Below are 21,389 nucleotides of genomic sequence, written 5' to 3'. Positions count from 1 at the left end.
CTGTGTCAACACCCCCCCGGTTGGCGCAGTGCAATTTTTATTCAGGGTAAGCAATGACACAAAATCAGGCACTCAATCAACGGATGTCCATCGTGGCACTGACATGGCCGATATTTGCAGAAGTTCTGCTCCGGACCGCACTGGGCACCAGTGATGTGTTTATGCTGAGCAGCTATTCGGACAAGGCGGTATCTGCGGTTGGTGTGATCACTCAGCTGACGTTCTTTCTGATTATTATTTCAGCATTTGTCAGCAGTGGTACCGGGATTCTGATCTCGCAATATAATGGTGCCGGGCGGTCACTGGAGTCTTCTCAGGCAGGCGTGGCGAGCGTGATGCTGTCGTTTGTGATTGGTGCCTTTCTGAGCCTGCTTGCCGTGGCCGGAACAATCTGGCTTCTGCCGTATTACGGGATGGAAGCGCAGGTGGCGCAGTATGCGTCAGAATATCTGTTGATCACCGGTGCGATGACTTTCAACCTGACCATCAGTATTGTGCTGACAACGATTCTGCGCAGCCACGGTTATTCCCGTTCACCGATGGTGGTGAATTTTATCAGCGGCATTTGTAATGTGATTGGTAACTATATTGCCCTGTATCAGCCTTTCGGTCTGCCGGTTTACGGTGTTCAGGGCGTGGCAGTCGCTACGGTGATCAGTCAGGTCATTGCGACGCTGATCCTCTGCTACATTGTGGCCCGTAGTGACATCCCGCTGCCTTTACCGGGATTCAGAACCATTCCCAAAGCCATTTATGCCCGCATATTGCGCATTGGCGGTATGAATGCCGGGGAGATTCTTTCCTATAATCTGGCACAAATCTGCATTACTTATTTTGTGGTGCAAATGGGGACATCCTCTCTGGCAGCTTTTACCTATGCCCAGAATATTGCCCGTTTCTCTTTTGCTTTTTCTCTGGCACTGGGGCAGGCTGCCCAGATTCAAACCGGTTATTATGTCGGACAGGGCCGCTCCGAAGTGATTCTGAAAAAGGTACAGCTATATTTTGCAGCAGGGTTTCTGGTGTCGATGATTGTCACATGGTCGGTGTATCTGTTCAGGGAGCCGCTGCTGTCACTCTTTACCCATGATCCGGGAATTTTGCAGTTAACCGGCAGTTTATTGCTGATCTCCGTCTTTCTTGAAGCGGGTCGGGTGTTTAATCTGATTTTTATTTCCGGCCTGAAAGGCGCCGGAGATATCAAATTCCCGGTTAAAATTGGTATTTTCAGCATGTGGGGAAACGGTGTGTTTCTCGCCTGGTTGCTGGGGATTTTTCTGGGGCTGGGTGTTCCCGGTGCCTGGATTGGTATGTCTGCCGATGAAATCATCCGGGGATTCATTATGATGTTTCGCTGGCGTTCAAAGGCGTGGATGAAAAGTGCCCGGTTTTAACCGGGTTGCTTTCTTCTCCTGCCTGTTGTTATATCTGGCGGAGAACATTGGCACATTGACGGTGACATGGCGTTAGTCACGCATTTTTGCGTCAAGAGAAATTGAAAGGTGGGTACATTCTCCGGGATGATTCTCTTTGATGTTCTTGTTTACCCCGGTGTCAGCCGGACAGTGACGCCGGACCTGAGTGGTGCTGTATGTCAGGCACCACTGATTCTTTGCCGGTCAGATTCGTGAGAGACATTACAGCCCGGAGATGTTCTTTGGTACCTGATAAGCCCCGTGACTGAAATGGATGACATGTTTATCCTTCTGGGTTTTTTGTTTGGTTTGCACACATGCGCCTTCATCCATTGTATCAGCGAAGTCCTGCCGGGTTGTCTTCACCGTTAATGATGCAAAACCGCTCTGATGCGTCTCCTTCCCGATCAGGATGATGCTTTTTTCTGTACTGAATTCGCTGTTACACTGACCCTCATTGACACCGCTGTAGCTTTTGGTTTGCAGGTTATCCATGACTTTGGTGATCTGATGTTGCCGGTAAGTGTACAGATTGAGAACTTCGGTATTGAATGGATAAACGGAAGATGAGCCGTTTCTTGTGACCCGGACACCAAAAGCTGTCGTTGCCGGATTTAGCTGATATCTGGCGGTGTCCAGCTTGATCTGCGACACATAGAACGCGTCTGAAGACAATGCGCCGGCTTTTGTGTAATGGGCAAGAATGCGCTTGTTTTTGACCGATGTGATAAAGAGTTCCAGATCGGCATTTGTGGCTTCTCCGGATATTTCCGGATCGAATTCAATGTCGGTTTTCACGACAATGATTGCCAGTTCCGGATGTGCCGGCCAGATTTTACACTGCGTCATTCTGTCATTCAGAGCGATGCGACCGTGACGTTTGTCATGCAATGTTAAGTTTTCTCCGTACTGATCCGGCTTTGCCTGTGGGTAGGCTGTCATCAATGTCTCCGAAACACCCTCGTCGCAATAACTTTCTGCTTGTATTAAAGCGGAGAACAATAGTAAAAATGTCAGTAGAAATTTCATTTATTTTCCTGCGGTATCTGTTATCAGCCGGGAGCAATTCATGCGGAAGATAAATGATGAACCAGAAGAAAACAATAATTTTAGCGTGTCTGAACTCCGGAATCCGGATGGACGGCTCGCAGGCCCGTATAGGTCTGATGGTGGGGATATTGTTCAAACCCCGGACAGACTCAGACCCGGAGAACAAGGAAATAGCCGTGAAAGCTGAAATGAAACCAATTGATCCAGACCGTGATTTTGCCTGTTGTGTCGCAGCCCGCCGTGATGCTTATCTGTGTAGTTTTGGCTCTGATGAAGGGTTTGAGACATTTCTTTGTGGTTATCAGGCGCGAATGCGTGAAAGACTGACGCAGCCTGAGTGGTATTATTATCATGTCCGGGTCAACGGAGAGATCGCCGGACAGCTGGAATTTCGCAACTTTTCTCCGCAACCGGAGACCGGTTACGTGAACCTGATTTATCTGACGCCGGCATTCCGCGGCACAGGACTGGCCGGTCAGTTACAGCAATTTATCTTTGAGACGCTGTCACAGGCCGGATGCAAACAGGTGATGCTGTCGGTCAGCCGCATTAATCAGCGGGCGCTGAGTTTTTATGAGAAATCCGGCTGGACATATTTACGTCCGAATCCAAAGCATCCGCTGACGGATTTCTTTTTGTATGTGCTGGAAAACTGACCGCTTCGGCCGGCAATCTTACCAATTATGATATAGATCCTTGTTTACCTGCGGTAATTGTATTAGTTTTCCTGCGCCCGCATCTTCAGGTTGCCGGGTATATTGAATTAAAAATTCTCAGGGCGGGGCGAAATTCCCCACCGGCGGTATGTTCCCGACAGACGGTTTGTGTTGCAAACCAGGAATGAGCCCGCGAGCGCCCGGTTTTCCGGGGTCAGCAGATCTGGTGAGATGCCAGAGCCGACGGTCAGAGTCCGGATGAGAGAGAATTGAAGCACACCAGACGCCGGTTTCGATCGGTTTTGCGTCTGATGCATGTTTGTTTTTATCCCTCACGATTTGCCCTGATTCTGGTCATAAAAATAACTGGAGTAAACCATGAATCAGATTTCTTTACTCGCCGGATTTGGCGATCCTGTTACCCGTGTCGAAAATGCGTTGTCTGCTTTGCAGGCAGGTCAGGGCGTGTTATTGCTCGATGACGAAGACCGGGAAAATGAAGGAGATATCATTTATTCAGCAGAGCATATTACGCCGGAACAAATGGCGGTGATGATCCGTGAATGTAGTGGCATTGTGTGCCTGTGTCTGACAGAAGAGCGCGCAGATCAGCTGGAACTGCCCCCTATGACAGAAAATAATAACAGTGCGAATCAAACCGCTTTTACCGTGACGATTGAAGCGAAGCAGGGGGTTACCACCGGTGTATCCGCACAGGATCGGGTGACCACGGTGAAAACCGCGATTCATCCGCAGGCCAAACCGTCTGATCTGGCGCGTCCTGGTCATGTATTCCCGTTGCGGGCAAGAACCGGAGGCGTGATGACGCGCAGAGGACATACCGAAGGAACGATTGATCTGATGAAGCTGGCAGGACTTCAGCCTGCGGGGTTGTTATGTGAACTGACAAATCCGGATGGAACGATGGCGAAAACACCGGAAATTGTGGCATTTGCCAAAACGCATCAGATGCCGGTACTGACGATTGAAGATATCGTATTATACCTGACGCACCATCATCAGAAATCTGCCTGATGAGCGGAGACTCCTCACTCAGTGAGTCAAAAAACAGCGCCCATATGATGGCGCTGTTTTTTTAGATCACAATCATTGAACCATTACAATGTTGATGCTGTTCACCGCAGATATACCCAAACACCCCTGTATCTTCAGGTTGCTTGGGTATAAAGTTTGCGGTATTTCAACGGCGTGCAATCCATCTGCTCGCGGAAAAAGCGCTGAAATGCACTCTGGTTGACAAACCCCAGGCTTTGGCTGATGTCCAGCAGGGAGTGTGTGTCCTTTTGCAGCAGCCGGCACGCTTCGTTACAGCGTAACTCGGAATATAACTGTGTCAGTGTGGTGCCTTCCTGTTGTAAACGGCGGGTGAGTGTCCAGCGACTGATATTCGATTGCTCACAAATCCACTGCTGTAAGCTGCCATATCCGGGATGCCGTTCCGGAGAAAGCTGGAGATAGCGAAGAATCAGGGAGCGGATCTGAGATGAATACACCTGTGTGGAAGGTATTTCCTGTAAACACCGTTCTGCCTTTTCTGATAAATAAGGCTGCAGTACCGGATTATAATGGCTGGCCGGGCAATGAAGCATCCTGACCGGGATCCGGTAAATATTCTCATGACCGGTTTTGATGGTGCAGTGAAAAGCATCTGAAATATCATTAATGATATCTTCTGTGATTTGACCATCTAATATCATCTCACAGCATGAGGCTGAATCTGGTGAATAGTAATGAATAATTGCATCAATAATATTGAAGTTATAAACAGCGGAGCGCAAACCGATAGATTGATTAAATTCGGAATGATACTGAATGGTTAAATAATATTCGTCTGTCGTCAGTCCGATATAATCGGGTTCTCCGATACAGGGCCGGTAATGAATAAATGACTGCAACGCCTGATAGAGGGAGGGTGAGTTGAGAAAAACATTGGTGATATCCGAAAATCCTTCATAGATTTCCCCGATAATTCCCTGTTCAGGTAAATAAATAGGAAAATCATAATAATCAATTAGCTGTAAAAGTTTCTGGTAACGATACTGATCAATTCTTCCCCCGGATCCACATAATTCTTTTTGATGAATTCCGGTTGCTTTTATCATTTGTTTCTCCTCTATTTTTGTTCGGATCTTCATCCAGATAGAGGATACCAGCGGGCTGGAGACAGTTTTCACACAATTACTCCGGTGAATATTACCTAAACTAACTCACCTGCAGGGCGTGAGCTGAAAGGTTTATTTCTGCGTCAGGTGAATTTGAAAAGCAGGGACATTCCTGCATCCCCTTTCCTTGAACTGTACCTTTCGGCTGTACGCTGAATCATGCATCTTCAGGTTGCCTGGGTATAAAATAAAAGTCATTCATCATAAATAATATTTATATTGATTCTGTGAGCCGTGATGACTAATACAAATATTTAACAGGTCATTGATTAATAATTTGAATGGTTTCACACTTATCCCATCGTGCAACAATCTGATAATTTTTAGTCTTTATCGGGTAAAACATTCTGTCCGCCGGTTGGTAAAGTAAATAAAAAACAAATCAATCAAAAAGATTTATCCTCATTTTTACCTCTGGAGTTCCTATGAAAAACAATAAATTAACAGTCACAGCAGTGGCTGCTGCACTGTCGGCGATACTGGCCGGGTGTGGTTCTGATTCTGAGACGACGTATACCCAGCCTGAGCTGGGGCACAGAAGTGCAGTCTTGTTGAGTGTTGATGATTATCAGTTTAAAGATCTGAATCAGGATAATACCCTGAATCCTTATGAAGACTGGCGTTTAGACAGTGAAACGCGGGCAGCGGATTTGCTTTCCAGAATGTCACTGGCACAAAAGGCCGGCCTGATGATGCACGGGACATTGACCTTAGACAGTGATGGCCGGGTGGATTTAGACAGCATGTCGGATGTGCTGAATCGTTATGTGAATACCTTTATTACCCGGATGTCCGGGGATCCGCAATACATTGCGACAGACAATAACGCTCTGCAGGCAAAAGTGGAGGCGATCGGGCTGGGGATTCCGGTGACTGTCAGTACTGACCCCCGTAATCACTTCACCAATGATCCGAATGCAACTTCTGTAGCGGCCGGCAGTTTTTCTCAATGGCCGGAATTACTTGGATTTGCGGCACTGAATGATGCTGCTGTGGTTAGAAATTTTGCACAGATTGCCCGTCAGGAATACCGGGCTGTCGGGGTTCAGGAAGCACTGTCACCTCAGGCCGATCTGGCGACCGAACCGCGTTGGGGACGGGTTTCAGGCACATTTGGTGAAGATAATTATGTGGCTAAAAACCTGGTCAAAGCCTATATCGAAGGGTTCCAGGATGGTGATGACGGACTGACGAAAGATTCAGTGATCACAGTGGTCAAACACTTCGCCGGAGGCGGGCCGCAGAAAAATGGTCTCGATGCCCATAACCAGTGGGGGAAAGAGCAGGTTTATCCGGGCAATAATTTCGGCTATCACCTGATTCCGTTTGAAGGGGCATTTGATGCAAATGTTGCTGCGGTGATGCCTTATTACGGTCAGCCGATGGATGTGACTTATAACAATGAATCCATCGAAGAGGTTGGTTTTGGTTTTAATCAACAGATTCTGACCACATTGCTGCGCGGGACTTATCAGTTTAAAGGCGTGGTGTTAAGTGACTGGGCGATCGTCAATGATTGCGGCGATAAATGTATCAGCGGACTGACCGATGAAGAAGTTGAACAGGGCGTGAGTGTCTGGACGGTACCTATCGGTATGTCGTGGGGTGTTGAAGATCTGACGATTGCCCAGCGCTATGCCAAAGCCGTGAATGCCGGTATTGATCAGTTTGGCGGCGTGGATGATTCGTCTTATCTGCTCAGTGCAGAATCGGCCGGACTGGTGACACAAGCGCAAATTGATGCGGCTGTGACCCGGATTCTGGTGCAGAAATTTGACCTGGGTTTATTTGAAAATCCTTATGTGGATGTTGATGCGGCCGTTGCGCTGGTCGGGAATGATGAGTTTCAGTCGGCCGCAAAACAGGTGCAGAGTACTTCACATGTGCTGTTGAAAAATCAGTCTGACCTGCTGCCGGTCAGTGCACAAACTTATCCTAAGGTTTATCTGTACCAAAGTAATGCAACTGTTGCTGCGTCTTATGGATTCGAAGTGGTTGATGACCCGGCGGATGCGGATCTGGCGATTATGCGGGTGAACACGCCTTACGAGACCGATCCGCATTATCCGTTTGGCACGGTTCACTTTGGTCAGCTTGGTTTTGCTGATGAGGCGAATCTGGTTCAGTCCGAAAATCATGACGGGGTTTATACCGGCAGTGATGATCTGGCGGCGATTCAGAAGGTGGTTGATGCCGGAATTCCGCTGGTGCTGTCTGTTTACCTTGACCGTCCGGCGATCCTGACAGCCGTTGAGCCGAAGGCGAATGCAATTGTGGCAAACTTTGGTGCACTGGACAGCGCGATGTTCGATGTCCTGACCGGCAAGATAAAACCAAAGGGGCATTTACCGTTCGAACTGCCATCCAGCTGGGATGCGGTGCTGGCGCAGGATGAAGATGTTCCCCATGATTCGGCTGACCCGCTCTATGCTTATGGGTTCGGGTTGAGTTATACCACAGAGACAGAGACAACCGACTAAAGAGACAACGGCCCGGAGCATCGGTATCGTCAGGTTATCCGGGCCTGTCAGCGACGACATTCTTTTCGCTTTGTCAGCTAAAAGGGTTTCAGTCTTACTGCGGCTGATGATGATTGCATGCTCCCGGATAGTCTTATCCGGCCCCCCCGGCAGAATATATTTTGCTCATTAATCATCAGACGCCGGCGACAGACTGAAACCCGCTTCTTTCCCGGCTTTCAGGGTCAGCATGACCTTCTTTCGCCGGTATCTTCTTTTCATTTGAACCTGCCTTTCTCCTTCTGACCCCCATTTTATTTTCTGACTGATATGTATACCCAGGCAACCTGCACCTTCAGTTGGTTTGGGTATAACCAGCTGAAATATCTGTGATTTTCTATCTGCAGATTTGTGAGATGCACCATATTTCCCTGCATTTTTCCCAACATTATTTTGTTGTGGATCATGACGGAAAAATAATTTCTACAAATAATGTTATCTATAGTAATTATTTCTGGTTTATGAGGCTTTATGAGTAAATTATATGATTTTTTTCTTCTTTTTTAGGGGTATGCTTGTCAACAGATTCGTCGGAAAACAGGATCAGAAACCGCACTGAAAACAATAAAAATAGTCCTTCTGATGCTCCGGCTTACTGAATATGAACATTAAAAATAATAAGACTCATCCGGTACCGCTGAATTCATCTTTCCGGTATGAATTCAGCGGAAAGAATCCGGACCCCTACAGTGGAAGGTTATAATAATGACAGAAAAACAAAAAAAATTCGGCCTTTGGTCGATTGTCCTGCTTGGTTTTAACTCAATTATTGGTTCCGGGATATTTTTGCTTCCGGCCTCTCTTTATAAATTTGCCGGTGACTGGTCGGTGGCGATTGTGTTTATCACCGGTGCTTTAGTGGCAACCATCGCCCTGTGTTTTGCTGAGGCGGCTGGTTACTTCAGTAAAAACGGAGCCGCTTATGTGTATACCAAAGAAGCATTTGGTAAATTTGCCGGTTTTGAAGTCGGCTTTCTGAAATGGTTTATGCAGTGTATCGCCTGGGCTGTGATGGCGGTGGCTTTTAAAAACATACTGTCCGGTACGTTTGGTTTTACGGACAATACCTTGCTTTGTTACGGGGTGATCATCGGCATTATTGTCTTGCTGACTGTGTTGAACCTTTCTGGTGTCAATGCTGCAAAAATAGTTAACAATCTTTCTACCGTGGCGAAAATGCTGCCGCTGGCTTTCCTGATTGTTGTCGGTGTCTGGTATATTCATCCGGAAAATATCATGCCCGGCCATGCTGTTCAGGCAGATTATTCCCTGAGTCCTGAAACCCTCACATCTGCGCTGGTACTTGCCTTCTATTCTTTTACTGGTTTTGAAACATTTGGTACAGCTGCGGAAGATATGGAGAATCCGAAAAAGAATCTGCCGCGGGCAATCTGCATTTCTCTGGGCATTGTCATGATGTTTTATGCACTGGTTATGGCTGTGACCGTGGGTGTATTAGGTGAATCCGTTGCCAAGTCCGGTACACCGTTAGCTGATGCGGCGCGGGTGGTTTCCGGCGACTTCGGTTACTGGCTGATCACTATCGGCTCGATCATTTCAATCGGCGGGATTAATGTGGCTGCTTCATTTCATATTCCGCGGGCACTGCTGCCTCTGGCGGATGACCAGATGGTCCCGGCATTTTTTGGCAGAAAAAACTGTCATGGCGTGCCTGTGGTGGCGATCCTGGCGTCCTGTCTGGTCACCGTGCCGATTGCACTGAGTGGTTCATTTGCCCAGCTTGCAATGTTGTCAGTTGTGGCCCGCTTTGTTCAGTATATTCCCACCTGTTTGAGTGTGCTGGTGTTCCGCAAACGTTTTGCCGGCGATGCACAGGCTCAGGCGTCGTTTAAAGCACCGTTTGGCTGGCTGATGCCGGTGATCGCGGTTGGTATTTGTCTGTATCTGCTTGCAGACCAGCCGCCGGTGAAGATTTTCGTTGGTTTAGGTTTTATGGCACTGATTTCACCTTTCTTCCTGATGGCGCAGAAGAAAGCAAAGCAGATAAAAGAAGTCAGCGCATAATTTTCGGGAGATAAATCGTTATGATTACATCAATAAAGCATGACACGATTGATGAATCGTTAGTGGAAGATGCCATCAGATGGCGCCGGGAGTTACATCAGATTCCTGAGCTGCGCTTTGATCTGTACCGGACGCAAAAGTATCTGACAGATTTACTGGATTCATGGGATGTGACTTATGACACCGGTTATGGTGTGACCGGGCTGGTAGTCACGCTGTGCGGTACCGGCACGGGTAAAACGATCGCATTTCGTTGTGATATGGATGCACTGCCGATGAATGATGACTCCGGCGCGGCGTGGTCCTCTCAGAGAAAAGGATGTGCTCATGCCTGTGGGCATGACGGGCATATGGCCGTCATGCTGGCTGCGATCCGGCATCTGTCACTGCACAATGAGTATTCCGGGTGCGTCAAAGTCCTGTTTCAGCCTTGTGAAGAAACCGGGCAGGGTGCAAAGGCGATGATGAAAGACGGATTGTATGACGCGCATCCGTATTCAGAATTGTATGGCTTTCATAATATGCCGCGTTTGCAGGACCGGACGGTGCAGCTGCGATATGGTGCAATTACCGGTGGCGGAGAAAGTTTCTCGTTATCCGTCCACGGGAAAAGCGGCCACAGCTCGGTGCCGCATCAGTGTATTAATCCGATTAGCGTCGTGTGTGAAATCGTCAGTGGCTGGGACAAAATCACTCAGGTGATTGAACATGAGATGGCGATCATCGCCACCTGTAAGATTGAAGGCGGAACCGCGGTGAACGGGATTCCGCAGCAGGCACTGTCAGCCGGGACGATGCGTTATTTTGAAGCGCATATTGCCGACTATATGAAAGAACAGATGCACAGTGTCGCTGAAAAAGTCTGCCGTAAATACGGTGCAACCTATGATTTGCTGTTTGAAGTCTTGTGCCCGGCAACGATTAATACCATCGAACACAGTGATGCGGTGATTGCATGTGCCAGACGAATTTATGGTCAGGACAATGTATTGACTGATGTTCCGGCTTCCCCCGGCGGCGAAGATATGCAATTCTTTGTTAATGATAAGGTTGAAGGCGTATGCTGGTTTATGGTGGGGACAAAAGGGACAAACCTGCACACCGCCACCTTTGATTTTGACGACACATCACTGCGTGATACCGCCAGCCTTATCGTGAATATTGTCAGGCAACGTCTGGGCGGATAAGTCAGGTTCAGAGGAATAACCGCAAGGTATTTCAAACACAACGTTTACGGATTGAATCGAAGAGAGAACATATGAAATTAACAATGAAAAACTCAGTTTTGGCAATGACGCTGCTGACCTGCATGAATGCATTTGCGGCACCGGTTTATTTTAATACCGATGAAGGCATGAATCGCTTAATGAGTGCGGATCACCGTACAGATTTTCCCCGGCTGGCAAACTACTACGAAGCACAGGAAAATAAGGTGTTTTGTGGTGTTGCGACCATTACCATTGTGCTGAATGCATTGAAAGTCAAAGCACTGGATCAGGCTAAAGAGATTCCTTACGACACGACACTGGTCGGCTCCGATGAGAAAGGCTATTTCCCAACGAAGAATAACTGGCAGCCTTATTTCCACCGTTATACCCAGAGAACGGTTTTGACCCATTCACCAAAAAGTCGTCTGGAAATTATGGGTAAGCCAACGGCTGAGTTTGATTTTGTTGATTACGGCCTGCAGCTGGCGCAATTTACTGACATGGTGAAATCAAATGGGGTACATATCCGCACTGTTGAGTTGCCGAAGCTGGAGAATGTGACATCCGTGAAGCAGGATATGATTCATGCCCTGGATAAAAAAGATAGCTATCTGGTGGTGAACTACAGCCGTAAAGTTGTTGATCAGAAAGGTGGCGGCCATCTGTCTCCGGTTGCGGCTTATGACAGCAAGTCAGATTCATTTCTGATTCTGGATGTGAACAGTGCGAAATATCCCTGGGCCTGGGTTGAGGCAGATAAGTTAATCCATGCCATGAATACGAAAGATGTCAGTGCCTATCGCGGTTATGCCGTGATTACAAACTGATAGCTGTTTTCAGATGAATGGATCGTCCGGATAAGACATCCATGTTGGCCTGACACCCTTCGTCAGGCCGATAATTAAAAACGCAAGAAAAACGCAATTTATTTCAACAGGCGACTCATTTGACTGAGCATCGCACAGGATTTTATTGTCCGGATTTTGTGGAAATAAACCAGAAAGAGCAGAAACAACAGGAATAAACGATGAAAAAAATAATTGATTCACCGGCAGCACCGGAAGCGATTGGTCCTTACTCACATGCAACAGGATTTGATCAGCTGATTTTTACCTCGGGTCAGTTACCTGTGAGCCGTGAAACCGGCGCCGTGGCTGAAGGCGGAATTACCGCCCAGAGCAGGCAGTCACTTGAAAACCTGAAACATGTGATTGAAGCCGGCGGCGGTTCCATTGAAACCGTTTTAAAAACAACCTGCTATCTGGCCGATATTGCCGATTTTGCCGCATTTAATGCGGTTTATGCGGAGATTTTCCATTCGGACTGCCCGGCCAGAAGCTGCTTTGCGGTAAAAGACCTGCCACTGGGCGTTCTGGTCGAAGTGGAAGCCATTGCTCACAAAGCATGATCAGAACGGGATCAGGAGACATTATGAAAAACACGTCACATCAACAACTTATCGAACTTATCAGAAAAGCGGTAAAACCGGCGCTTGGCTGCACTGAACCTATTTCTGCGGCTTATGCTTCTGCGGTCGCCATGCAGGCATTTGACAGCAGAACGCCGGACAGACTGGATGTGTATGTCTCCGGGAATTTATATAAAAATGCGATGGGCGTTTTTGTGCCGGGAACCGGAAGAACGGGACTGCACATCGCATCTGCTACCGGAGCACTCGCCGGTAAAGCGGAAAAGGGGCTGGAAGTGCTGGCGGATATTACCGCAGAAGATGTGGAAAAAGCCCAGCGTCTGATTGATGAAGAGCGGGTGTTTGTTCATCAGGCGCAGACGGATGAATTTATTTACTGTGCGGTGACGGCAACCTGTAATGATGTGGAGTCATCGGTCATTATCAGTGGCAGTCATACCAACATCGTCAGTAAATCCGTCGATGGTGTGGCGACTTTTATTGCTGACGCGGGTGAGAAAGCGGCAAATGGTTTAACGGTGGGCGATGTAGCGATCGATATCCGCACTATTTATACCTTTGCCACGGAAGTGGCTTATGCCGATATCTGCTTTATTCTGGATGCGGCGAAGCTGAATACATCACTGGCTGAAGAAGGAATTAACAACCATTACGGGCTGGCAGTCGGTAAAATGATTCATGAAAATATTCAGTCCGGTATTTTGTCTGATGATCTGAATAACCGGGTTCAGATGTATGCCTCTGCGGCTTCTGATGCCCGGATGGGCGGGGCGACATTGCCGGCGATGAGTAATTATGGCAGCGGCAATCAGGGAATTGCAGCCACCGTGCCGGTGACTGTAGTGGCAAAGCATTATGGTGCGGATGATGAAAAGCTGGCCCGTGCGCTGGTAATGAGTCATCTCGGCGCGATTTATATCAAGTCTCACTATCCGCCGTTATCTGCATTTTGCGGCAACACGGTGACCAGCGCTGCGGCGTCAATGGCGATGGTTTATCTCAGTGGCGGGACTTTTGAGCAGTGTTGCTACGCGGTACAGAATGTTTTAAGTGACAGCTCAGGTATGGTGTGTGATGGCGCGAAGTCTTCCTGTGCTTTGAAAGTGTGCACCGCATCCAATGTGGCGGTCCGTTCTTTTTTGATGGCGATTCAGGATAAAGCCGTAGCCGGGCAGGGTATTGTCGCGCACGATATTGAGCAAACGATCAGAAATGTCGGGCAACTGGTCAGCCATGGTATGGCGGATACTGATGTGACAATTCTGGAGATTATGTCCGCATGAGCGCCGGATTTTCATTAAGTATTATACCCAAACAATCCTGCATCTTCTGATTGTTTGGGTATAGACATACATTCGGGTATAACTATTAATAATATAGATAAAACCAAACTGATTTCTCCTGAGCTTCACAGTAGTTTAGTCATGACAAAATGATTAGATTCAGGGGGAATTTTTTATGCGGCAGATAACGATAACCAACCTTGTCAGGTTGAATATGCTGATTGTGATTTTTGCAATTTCGGGTTTGAGTGTTTACCTCATTGCTTCACTTAACCATGTCCAGCTTCAGTTGGGGAAGGTGGTTGACCGGAATGTGAATTTGCTGACGACGATTTCAGATATGCGTTATTACACAGTGACTTATCGCCGCTTTGCGCTTGATTACGGCTTAACAACCAGTGTCAGTGAACATCGTGAGATCATCAAAACGATCGAATTTAACGATCAGGCGGTTGCCGTGGCTTTGCAACGGATGAAGCAACTGGCAGATACAGGTGAAATTCAACAAAATGTAGCCTCATTTGAACGTCATATTCAGCAATACAGAGCCATGCAACAGGATTATATCGGCCTGATAGACTCGGGCAGAATCGATGATGCCCGGCGAAAAATGCTTGGTCCGATGCTGGCTCCTTTCAATACGATTGTCGAAAACCTGACTGACTTTCAGTCAAGACTGCAACAACAGGCGATCAATATCCGTGATGAAAAACGCCGGGAAATTTCCACGGTCATTATCCGGTCGGTTTCTGCTGCTGTGGTCGCCATTCTCATATTATTAATTTCAAATTACATTATTGCCCATCGCCGGGTGATTGTACCGCTCAATAAGCTGAAGACACATATGTCGGTGCTTGGACAGGGCGACTTACATACCGAATTTCCTCTGGCGGCGTTTAATGAGGATGAACTGGGGCAGGCCGCGCACGCTTTTCAGGACATGAAGCAGAATCTGACCCAGTTGATCCTGGCTGTGAAAAGCAGTGTTGATAATCTGGAGCAGACCTCCGGGATGCTGGAAGATAAAGTGAACTTTACACATCAGAGTGTTGAAGCTCAGAAATCGGAAATCAGTCAAATTGTTTCTGACTCCCAAAACCTGCTCCTGAATACCCGGATGATTAATGAAGTCAGCGTGGAAGCTTCTGAAAACAGTGAATTAACCAAAGAACAGGCGCAACAGGGTGAAAAAAGTATTCTTGCTTCGGTCGCCGCAACACATGAAATGTCGCAGCTGATCACTCAAACCAGCTCTGTAATTAATACCCTGTATGATCACAGCTCGGATATTGGTGTTATTTCTGATGTCATCAGCAATATTACCCGGCAGACAAACCTGTTGGCTCTGAATGCTGCGATTGAAGCCGCAAGAGCCGGAGAAGCCGGGCGTGGGTTTTCCGTTGTCGCCGATCAGGTGCGTGAGCTGGCACAAAAAACCCAGAGTTCGATTGAGGAAATTGGTCAAATCATTGATGGATTACAATCTCAGGTGTCTGATGCTCAGCGCATGATGTCAGATTGTCAGAATCACATTGAGACAAATCTGATGCAGGTGACCAGGGCCGGAGACTCTTATCATCATATTGTCAATGCTTCTGAGTCTGTGGCGGAAATGGATGGGAAAATAGCAGCGCTGGTTCATGAACAGAATGATCTGTCAGTGCATGTATCACAAAGCACGGCGCGTATTTCTGAATCATCGGTTCAGATTGAGCAGATCGCCGGTGAAACGGCACAAGCGTATCAATCGGTCCGGGCCCAGACGGAAGTGTTGAAAACGTATGTGAATACTTTTCATGTTGCGCCGTCAGCCCCTGAAGAATCAATTTAAGTCGCGAATTGGTATACAGTTGAAAATCGGTCCCTGGTTCACACACACTCCCGCCTGCGGGAGTTTTACATATGATACCCAGGCAAGCTGCATCTTCAGGGTTATCGACTATCATTAAAAATAAATAACAGTGTTGTCATTTATCGTAACATTGTCCTGAAACAGACTTATAGTGAATTAAAATGTATCGAAAGTTGTTTCTCCCCATCCTGATGGGATTGCTTTCAGCCAATATGGCGATTGCTGCCGGGCAATCAGAATCGCCAAAAACATTTGTGATGGCAGCGACTCAGCCAGACGATTCCCGACAGGGTAAGATGATGCGTTTGATTTATCATGAATTGTTTAACCGGATGGGGATTCCGCTCCGGCTGGTTCATCTGCCGCTTAAAAGAGCTTCACAGTATGCCAATCAGGGGAAAATAGACGGTGAAGTTGGCCGGATTTTTCAGTACAGTCAGATGTTTACCAACATGCGGCGGGTTGATTTTCCGGTAGTGCAGGTTTCCGCTGCCGCTTTTGCCCGGCGAATGGATAAAATACAGTTGGGTGACGGTTGGGACAGCTTGAACGGAACAGCTTACAGCATCGGCTATCAGCGGGGAATTGTGTCCAGTGAAATCAATCTGAAAAAGCGGGTGCCGTCAGGTCAGCTAAGTCCGGCGACGACGATCCAACAGGGGATTTTAAAACTGAAACACGGACGGACGGATCTGTTTATTCACTCTCATGGTATTGTGGCAGATAACTATCTGACGCAGAGAGAATTTCAGGATATTGAAGCGATTGCAGTCATGCAGGTGGTTCCGATTTATCCACACGTCTATAAGAAGCATCAGGCGCTGGTAAATGTGATGGTGGACACCCTGAACAAAATGAAAAGTGAAGGAATTTTGTATCAATACTGTGTCCGGGCATACGCAGAAATGGCCGTGAATCACTGTTTCCGGGAAGGTGGAAAATATTCACAGCTCCAGTGGTAAGTCAGCGCTGAACAATGCCTGCTTTAACCAATTGAGTACTAAAATGTTGTACAGCTCATATTTTGTCCATACTGACGGGGGGGACAATTGTTGGTTTCAGGAAACTGTATTTATATTTAAATAATATTTTTATGAGTTTCACAGGTGCACAATGGATATCAATCGTATGGAGCAACTGGTCGGAGGGCCGTTATCAAATTATCAGCATCCGGTGCAGCCGAAGCTGGCCCCCGATATCTCTTTGCAGAAGCAGCCTGAAACTCAACCCGCACAGCCTGAAGAGCTGGTGCAGGAAATTGAAGCCTATCCCCGCCCGGATCCTGCCAGTCCGTCAGTCCAGAAATCCACGCTGAAAATGGTGAACTCGCTGCTGAAATATCACAATATCGCTCTTGAAGCCTCACTGACCCGGGACGGACAACAGGTCTATATTGCACTGGATGATGTTGAAACCGGTCATCAGATTAAGCGTATGACTGTGGAAGAGGTGTTGCTGATATTAACCCGCGGTGGCCGGATTGTGGATGACTCCGTATGACAACTGCTGATGCAAATACCCCAAAAGAAGTACACAGGGCAGGTTTTTTGAACTCTGATTCACGATTATTTGCTCAAAATTACCGGTGCTGTTTAAAAACCAGCTGCGTCAGCTATGCTGAGTATAATGAACAGGCTGAGTACAACAAAATCAACTGATTAGGCCGCTTCACCGGCTGGTGGCTACACAGCTTCGGAAACAGGATGATGAGTGAATTGATGGGCAGGAAATACCATGGTTGAAATTCTTCCGAACTGGCACCCGATGCTGGTACATTTTTCAATTACATTGCTTTTTTTTACCTGCGTGGTGCAGATGTTTGTCTGTATCCGTTCCCCCGCAGAGAGACACCCGATTCATTATGTGATGAAGTGGCTGGTGGCTCTGGGGATCGTTTCAGTGATTGCTGCGGTGAGCTCAGGTTTTTATGCCTATCAGAGCTTAGAGCTTGATGGACCCGCGCATAAGGAAATGATGATGCACCGCAATTATGCGCTTGGGAGTATGTGTGTTTTTCTGTCAGGTGCGATTATTTACGCCTTCTTTTCTTCCTCTTTACGTTCTCTGGCCTGCCTGTGTTTTATTCTGGCATTTTTACTGGTGGCGATTACCGGATTTCACGGCGGGGAACTGGTCTTCCGGCATGGGCTGGGGGTGATGCCACAAACAAAGACTGAATCACCGCCGGGAAGTGTGGTGCCTCAGCATTTTCAAATGCCGCAGGAGACGGAGAGTGAAGCTGAACCACAGTTCAGCGACAAATAACCTCATGACCGTCATGCGCAATAAGCTCTTTTTTCTGGCTCTCTGTTAGGTATGTTAAAAAAACCGGTACAGTTTTCACGGCACCGGTTCAGATTTATCAGGGTCAACAGACTCTGACTGTGTTTTTGAGCTGCAATGTTTTGTGTTTAATCCAGTTTCACTTCCTGGCCGGTTTTCAGTGACTCAAGTGCTTTATCTGCCAGATAGAGTGCCTGCTGGCCATCATATCCGGTCACTGCAGGCTGTGATTTGCCTGATAAGACTTCGACAAAATGCTTCCACTCAGCCTGATAAGCGGCTTCATAACGCTGCAGGAAGAAAAACTCTGGCTTCGCATACTGACAACCTTCATCCGTCCACATTTCTACCGCATCTTCATGCAGGTTTTTCGCCGCCAGAACACCTTTCTCACCATGCAGCTCAAGCCGCTGGTCGTAGCCGTAACCGGAGCGGCGGCTGTTAGAAATCGTAGCCATGGCGCCGGAAGGGAAGCGCATCACAATGTAGGCGGTATCAATATCACCGGCTTTGCCGATATTCTCATCCACTAATGTGCTGCCTGAGGCGTAAACAGAGACCGGCTCTTCGCCCATGATAAAGCGTGCCATATCCAGATCATGAATGGTCATGTCGCGGAACAGACCACCGGAGACTTTGATATATTCAACCGGCGGTGGTGACGGATCCCGGGAGATAATCAGCAGTGACTCTGCTTTGCCTATCATGCCAAGGCTCAGGCGCTCTTTCACCGCTTTGAATTGCGGGTCATAACGGCGGTTAAAGCCGATAAACAGCGGTACTTTCTCCGCTTCAACCACCTGCAGACACTGTTTTACCCTGTCCATATCGAGGTGAACCGGCTTTTCGCAGAAAATTGCTTTGCCGGCTTTTGCAGCCAGTTCGATCAGCTCTGCATGGGTGTCTGTTGCTGATGCGATCAGCACGCCATGAATGTTGGGATCCTGCATGGCTTCTTCAACGGTTTGAATTTTACAGTCAAACTTATCTGCAATTTTCTGTGCATTCTCTCCAAACGGGTCAATTACAGAGTACAGATTGGTTTCAGGGTGAGCGTCAATATTGACGGAGTGAACAACCTGACCAATACGTCCGGCACCAAATAAAGCAATATTATACATAATGAATCCTTATTCTATCTTTCATCTACACATCAGACTGTGTATGTTGTGTTCGTTCATCACTGATTGCCGGGTTACGACCTTTGGCGGATAAGTGATGATTGAGGCTCAGGCCGGAGCCCGTTATTTGAACGCTTCTTTAAAACGTGTCAAAGCAAGTTCTGAGTCACCGGACGCCCATGCTTCCATCGCAACGACACCTGTGTAACCGACTTCGCGAATGGCTTTAGCCACCGCAGGGTAGTTAATTTCGCCTGTGCCGGGTTCCATTCTTCCCGGTACATCAGCAACCTGAATTTCACCGACATAGTCAATACATTCTCTGACCAGCTCGATTAAATTCCCTTCGCCGATTTGTGCATGATATAAATCGAGGTTCATGCGCAGATTCGGGCTGTCGACCGCTTTCACCAGCGTGTAGGTATCTCTGGCTCTGGCAAACGGTGTTCCTGCATGGTCCACTTCGAGATTGAGGTTTTCCAGAGTGAATACTTTGCCGGCTTCTTCGCCCAGTTTTGCCAGTTTTTTGAGGGTGGACTCTGCTTTGAGCCACATTGCGCCGGTCACAACCTCAACCGGTTTGACCGGGATACCGCCTTCACCCAGCCCGGTACCGTGGAGGTTTAAAGAAGGGCAGTTCAGACGCTTCGCAACTTCGATGGATTCTTTTGCTGTGTTGAGCAGCTGCTCTATTTCTTCATCATCGGTCAGGTTTCCGGAAATATAGCCGGTCATTGACGTGATATTTGCGCCTGTTTCGATAATTGCGTCGATATCCTTATTGGTCCAGTCCCAGATTTCGACACTAAATCCGAGTTGATGAATTTTCTTAACACGTTCAATAAACGGCAAATCAAGAAAGACCATTTCAGAGCAGACAGAGAGTTTATAATCGTTCATAGTTTCGTTCCTAATTAGTCACAACAGTTGCGTTTTCACGTTCTTTATTTTCAGCAGTTTTCGTACTGAATTTTTTCGATCTTGACAGCATCAGTGGTTCTATTTTCTCCAGAGAGACACCACGGGTTTCGGGTAAGAATTTCCCGACAAACCAGAAGCCGCTGATACAAAATACCGAACAGATTAACAGTGGAAATGAGCCGTTAAATTGTTCCATCAGCAGTTCACTGCGGTTCATCATCGGAAATGTCTGCGTGACCGCAAAGTTGGAGATGTACATCGCACTAAAGGCAATGCCCATTCCCACAGCACGCATCCGGTTCGAGAAGATTTCTGACATGATCAGCCATGCACCGAGACTCCATGACAGACCAAAGATAAACACGAACATCACCAGTGTAATCACGGGCAGATAGCCTTTGATGCCGAGAATAAACTGTGCCGAAGTCAGGATCAGGCAGACCATGCAGCCCAGTGCCCCAAAGCGCATCAGTGGTTTTCTGCCGACTTTGTCGACAATCATTAAGGCGATACAGACACCAAAGAAGTTGGCGGCGCCGAGGAAAACACTCTGGAACAGAGAATCCTGAATATCGGCATTGATATTTTTCAGCAGTGATGGTGCATAGTAGAGCAGGATATTAATCCCGATAAGCTGTTGCAGCGTGGCAATCACACAGCCGATCAGCACGATATATCTTGTTTTCGGGTTGGTTAAGATCTGTTTGGCATTGAGGCTGACTTTCTCCTGTGCCTGTTCCAGTTTGATGGAGTCTTTGATTTCTTTCAGCAGGTTATTGGCATGACTGGCATTAGAAAGCCGGGTTAATATGCCGAGCGATTTTCCATCTTCACCAATCATGGCATACCAGCGCGGAGACTCCGGCATGAAAAAGACCAGAATCAGGAACAAAGCGATGGGAACAATTTCTGAGGCCAGCATCCAGCGCCAGCCGAATGCGTGAACCCATTCCGGATCCATGCCCCGGACAATCAGATAATTGACGATATAAACCACTAACTGCCCGCCAACCATCAGTAACTGCTGTAAACCCAGCATCCGGCCCCGATAGTCCCGGGGTGAGACTTCAGCGATATACAGAGGAGTAATCGCTGAGGCCATGCCTACCGCAAATCCGCCAATCATCCGGTAGATGACAAACCAGAAAAAGGTTGTGGCGAGAGCGGAACCGACGGCTGAGACCAGAAACAACACAGCGGTGAAGATCAGGGTTGCTTTACGGCCATATCTGTTGGCAAATGAGCCGCCTCCCCAGGCACCGAAGATACATCCGAATAATACATTTGAAACAGCCCATCCGCTTTCAGCAGGGCTGAGTGTGAAGTGTTTTGTGAGTGGCTCTATGACTCCTGATATAACCGACGCATCGTAACCCAACATGACGCCGCTCAGTGAGGCGATGACACAAATAAATGTGGCAAAGAGAATATTATGTTTTTTCAT

Annotated in this window: 18 protein-coding genes and 1 riboswitch; of the genes, 13 read left to right on the top strand and 5 right to left on the bottom strand. The window is 47.7% G+C overall.

The annotated features are described in order from the left end of the window. The first annotated feature begins 53 nt into the window (after nucleotides 1-53). Nucleotides 54-1,394, top strand: a complete 1,341-nt coding sequence (locus OC443_RS10715; protein WP_073581073.1) for an MATE family efflux transporter — start codon at nucleotides 54-56, stop codon at nucleotides 1,392-1,394. A 243-nt stretch (nucleotides 1,395-1,637) separates the two neighbouring features. Here the strand turns inward: OC443_RS10715 and OC443_RS10710 are convergent, their stop codons facing one another. Further along, a complete protein-coding gene (locus OC443_RS10710; RefSeq protein ID WP_073581075.1) occupies nucleotides 1,638-2,444 on the bottom strand; it encodes a PA3715 family protein in 807 nt (268 codons plus the stop codon). Between the two features lie 53 nt (nucleotides 2,445-2,497). Between OC443_RS10710 and OC443_RS10705 the strand changes: the two genes are divergently transcribed. Beyond that, nucleotides 2,498-3,121 (top strand): GNAT family N-acetyltransferase, encoded by a 624-nt coding sequence (locus tag OC443_RS10705; RefSeq protein ID WP_234976348.1) that lies wholly within the window; start codon nucleotides 2,498-2,500, stop codon nucleotides 3,119-3,121. A 109-nt stretch (nucleotides 3,122-3,230) separates the two neighbouring features. After that, a riboswitch (FMN riboswitch) is annotated at nucleotides 3,231-3,395 on the top strand. A 104-nt stretch (nucleotides 3,396-3,499) separates the two neighbouring features. Continuing rightward, nucleotides 3,500-4,156, top strand: a complete 657-nt coding sequence (gene ribB / locus OC443_RS10700; protein WP_073581077.1) for a 3,4-dihydroxy-2-butanone-4-phosphate synthase — start codon at nucleotides 3,500-3,502, stop codon at nucleotides 4,154-4,156. A gap of 134 nt (nucleotides 4,157-4,290) precedes the next feature. Here the strand turns inward: ribB and OC443_RS10695 are convergent, their stop codons facing one another. Then, complete coding sequence (locus OC443_RS10695) at nucleotides 4,291-5,244, bottom strand: AraC family transcriptional regulator (RefSeq protein WP_159440312.1); 954 nt, start codon at nucleotides 5,242-5,244, stop codon at nucleotides 4,291-4,293. Between the two features lie 485 nt (nucleotides 5,245-5,729). Here OC443_RS10695 and OC443_RS10690 point away from each other — a divergent pair, with 485 nt between their 5' ends. The 10 genes from OC443_RS10690 (at nucleotide 5,730) to OC443_RS10645 (ending at nucleotide 17,885) form a co-directional block, all read left to right on the top strand. After that, nucleotides 5,730-7,784: a glycoside hydrolase family 3 protein gene (locus tag OC443_RS10690; RefSeq protein ID WP_073581081.1), complete on the top strand. Its 2,055-nt coding sequence runs from the start codon at nucleotides 5,730-5,732 to the stop codon at nucleotides 7,782-7,784. A gap of 744 nt (nucleotides 7,785-8,528) precedes the next feature. Then, the gene (locus OC443_RS10685) at nucleotides 8,529-9,848 is read left to right on the top strand and encodes an APC family permease (protein ID WP_073581083.1); all 1,320 of its coding nucleotides are present in this window, start codon (nucleotides 8,529-8,531) and stop codon (nucleotides 9,846-9,848) included. Between the two features lie 20 nt (nucleotides 9,849-9,868). Beyond that, nucleotides 9,869-11,035, top strand: coding sequence for a M20 metallopeptidase family protein (locus OC443_RS10680; RefSeq protein WP_262021666.1), 1,167 nt, complete (start codon nucleotides 9,869-9,871; stop codon nucleotides 11,033-11,035). Between the two features lie 71 nt (nucleotides 11,036-11,106). Next, on the top strand, nucleotides 11,107-11,883 hold the full coding sequence (locus OC443_RS10675) for a phytochelatin synthase family protein (protein WP_073584041.1): 777 nt from the start codon (nucleotides 11,107-11,109) through the stop codon (nucleotides 11,881-11,883). A 200-nt stretch (nucleotides 11,884-12,083) separates the two neighbouring features. Then, nucleotides 12,084-12,464: a Rid family detoxifying hydrolase gene (locus OC443_RS10670; protein WP_073584037.1), complete on the top strand. Its 381-nt coding sequence runs from the start codon at nucleotides 12,084-12,086 to the stop codon at nucleotides 12,462-12,464. Nucleotides 12,465-12,487: 23 nt separating this feature from the next. Next, nucleotides 12,488-13,768, top strand: coding sequence for an L-cysteine desulfidase family protein (locus OC443_RS10665; protein WP_073584027.1), 1,281 nt, complete (start codon nucleotides 12,488-12,490; stop codon nucleotides 13,766-13,768). Nucleotides 13,769-13,982: 214 nt separating this feature from the next. Continuing rightward, nucleotides 13,983-15,599 carry a methyl-accepting chemotaxis protein gene (locus tag OC443_RS10660; RefSeq protein ID WP_262021665.1) on the top strand — a complete coding sequence of 539 codons (1,617 nt, stop codon included), beginning with the start codon at nucleotides 13,983-13,985 and terminating at the stop codon, nucleotides 15,597-15,599. A gap of 182 nt (nucleotides 15,600-15,781) precedes the next feature. After that, nucleotides 15,782-16,582 (top strand): substrate-binding periplasmic protein, encoded by an 801-nt coding sequence (locus OC443_RS10655; RefSeq protein WP_083601657.1) that lies wholly within the window; start codon nucleotides 15,782-15,784, stop codon nucleotides 16,580-16,582. A gap of 151 nt (nucleotides 16,583-16,733) precedes the next feature. Beyond that, a complete protein-coding gene (locus OC443_RS10650; protein ID WP_073584024.1) occupies nucleotides 16,734-17,120 on the top strand; it encodes a hypothetical protein in 387 nt (128 codons plus the stop codon). Nucleotides 17,121-17,354: 234 nt separating this feature from the next. After that, entirely contained in the window at nucleotides 17,355-17,885 is a 531-nt protein-coding gene (locus tag OC443_RS10645) for a DUF2231 domain-containing protein (protein ID WP_073584023.1), read from the top strand. Between the two features lie 146 nt (nucleotides 17,886-18,031). On the opposite strand, the gene iolG is transcribed toward OC443_RS10645, so the two are convergent. From iolG to OC443_RS10630, 3 genes are all read right to left on the bottom strand, one after another. Next, nucleotides 18,032-19,024, bottom strand: a complete 993-nt coding sequence (gene iolG, locus OC443_RS10640) for an inositol 2-dehydrogenase (RefSeq protein ID WP_073584022.1) — start codon at nucleotides 19,022-19,024, stop codon at nucleotides 18,032-18,034. A 123-nt stretch (nucleotides 19,025-19,147) separates the two neighbouring features. Further along, nucleotides 19,148-19,924, bottom strand: a complete 777-nt coding sequence (locus OC443_RS10635; RefSeq protein WP_073584021.1) for a TIM barrel protein — start codon at nucleotides 19,922-19,924, stop codon at nucleotides 19,148-19,150. Nucleotides 19,925-19,934: 10 nt separating this feature from the next. Continuing rightward, a complete protein-coding gene (locus tag OC443_RS10630; protein WP_073584020.1) occupies nucleotides 19,935-21,389 on the bottom strand; it encodes a sugar porter family MFS transporter in 1,455 nt (484 codons plus the stop codon).

It is taken from the genome of Vibrio quintilis, from assembly GCF_024529975.1.
Taxonomy (GTDB): Bacteria; Pseudomonadota; Gammaproteobacteria; order Enterobacterales; family Vibrionaceae; genus Vibrio; species Vibrio quintilis.
This window is presented reverse-complemented; position numbering and strand designations above follow the sequence as displayed.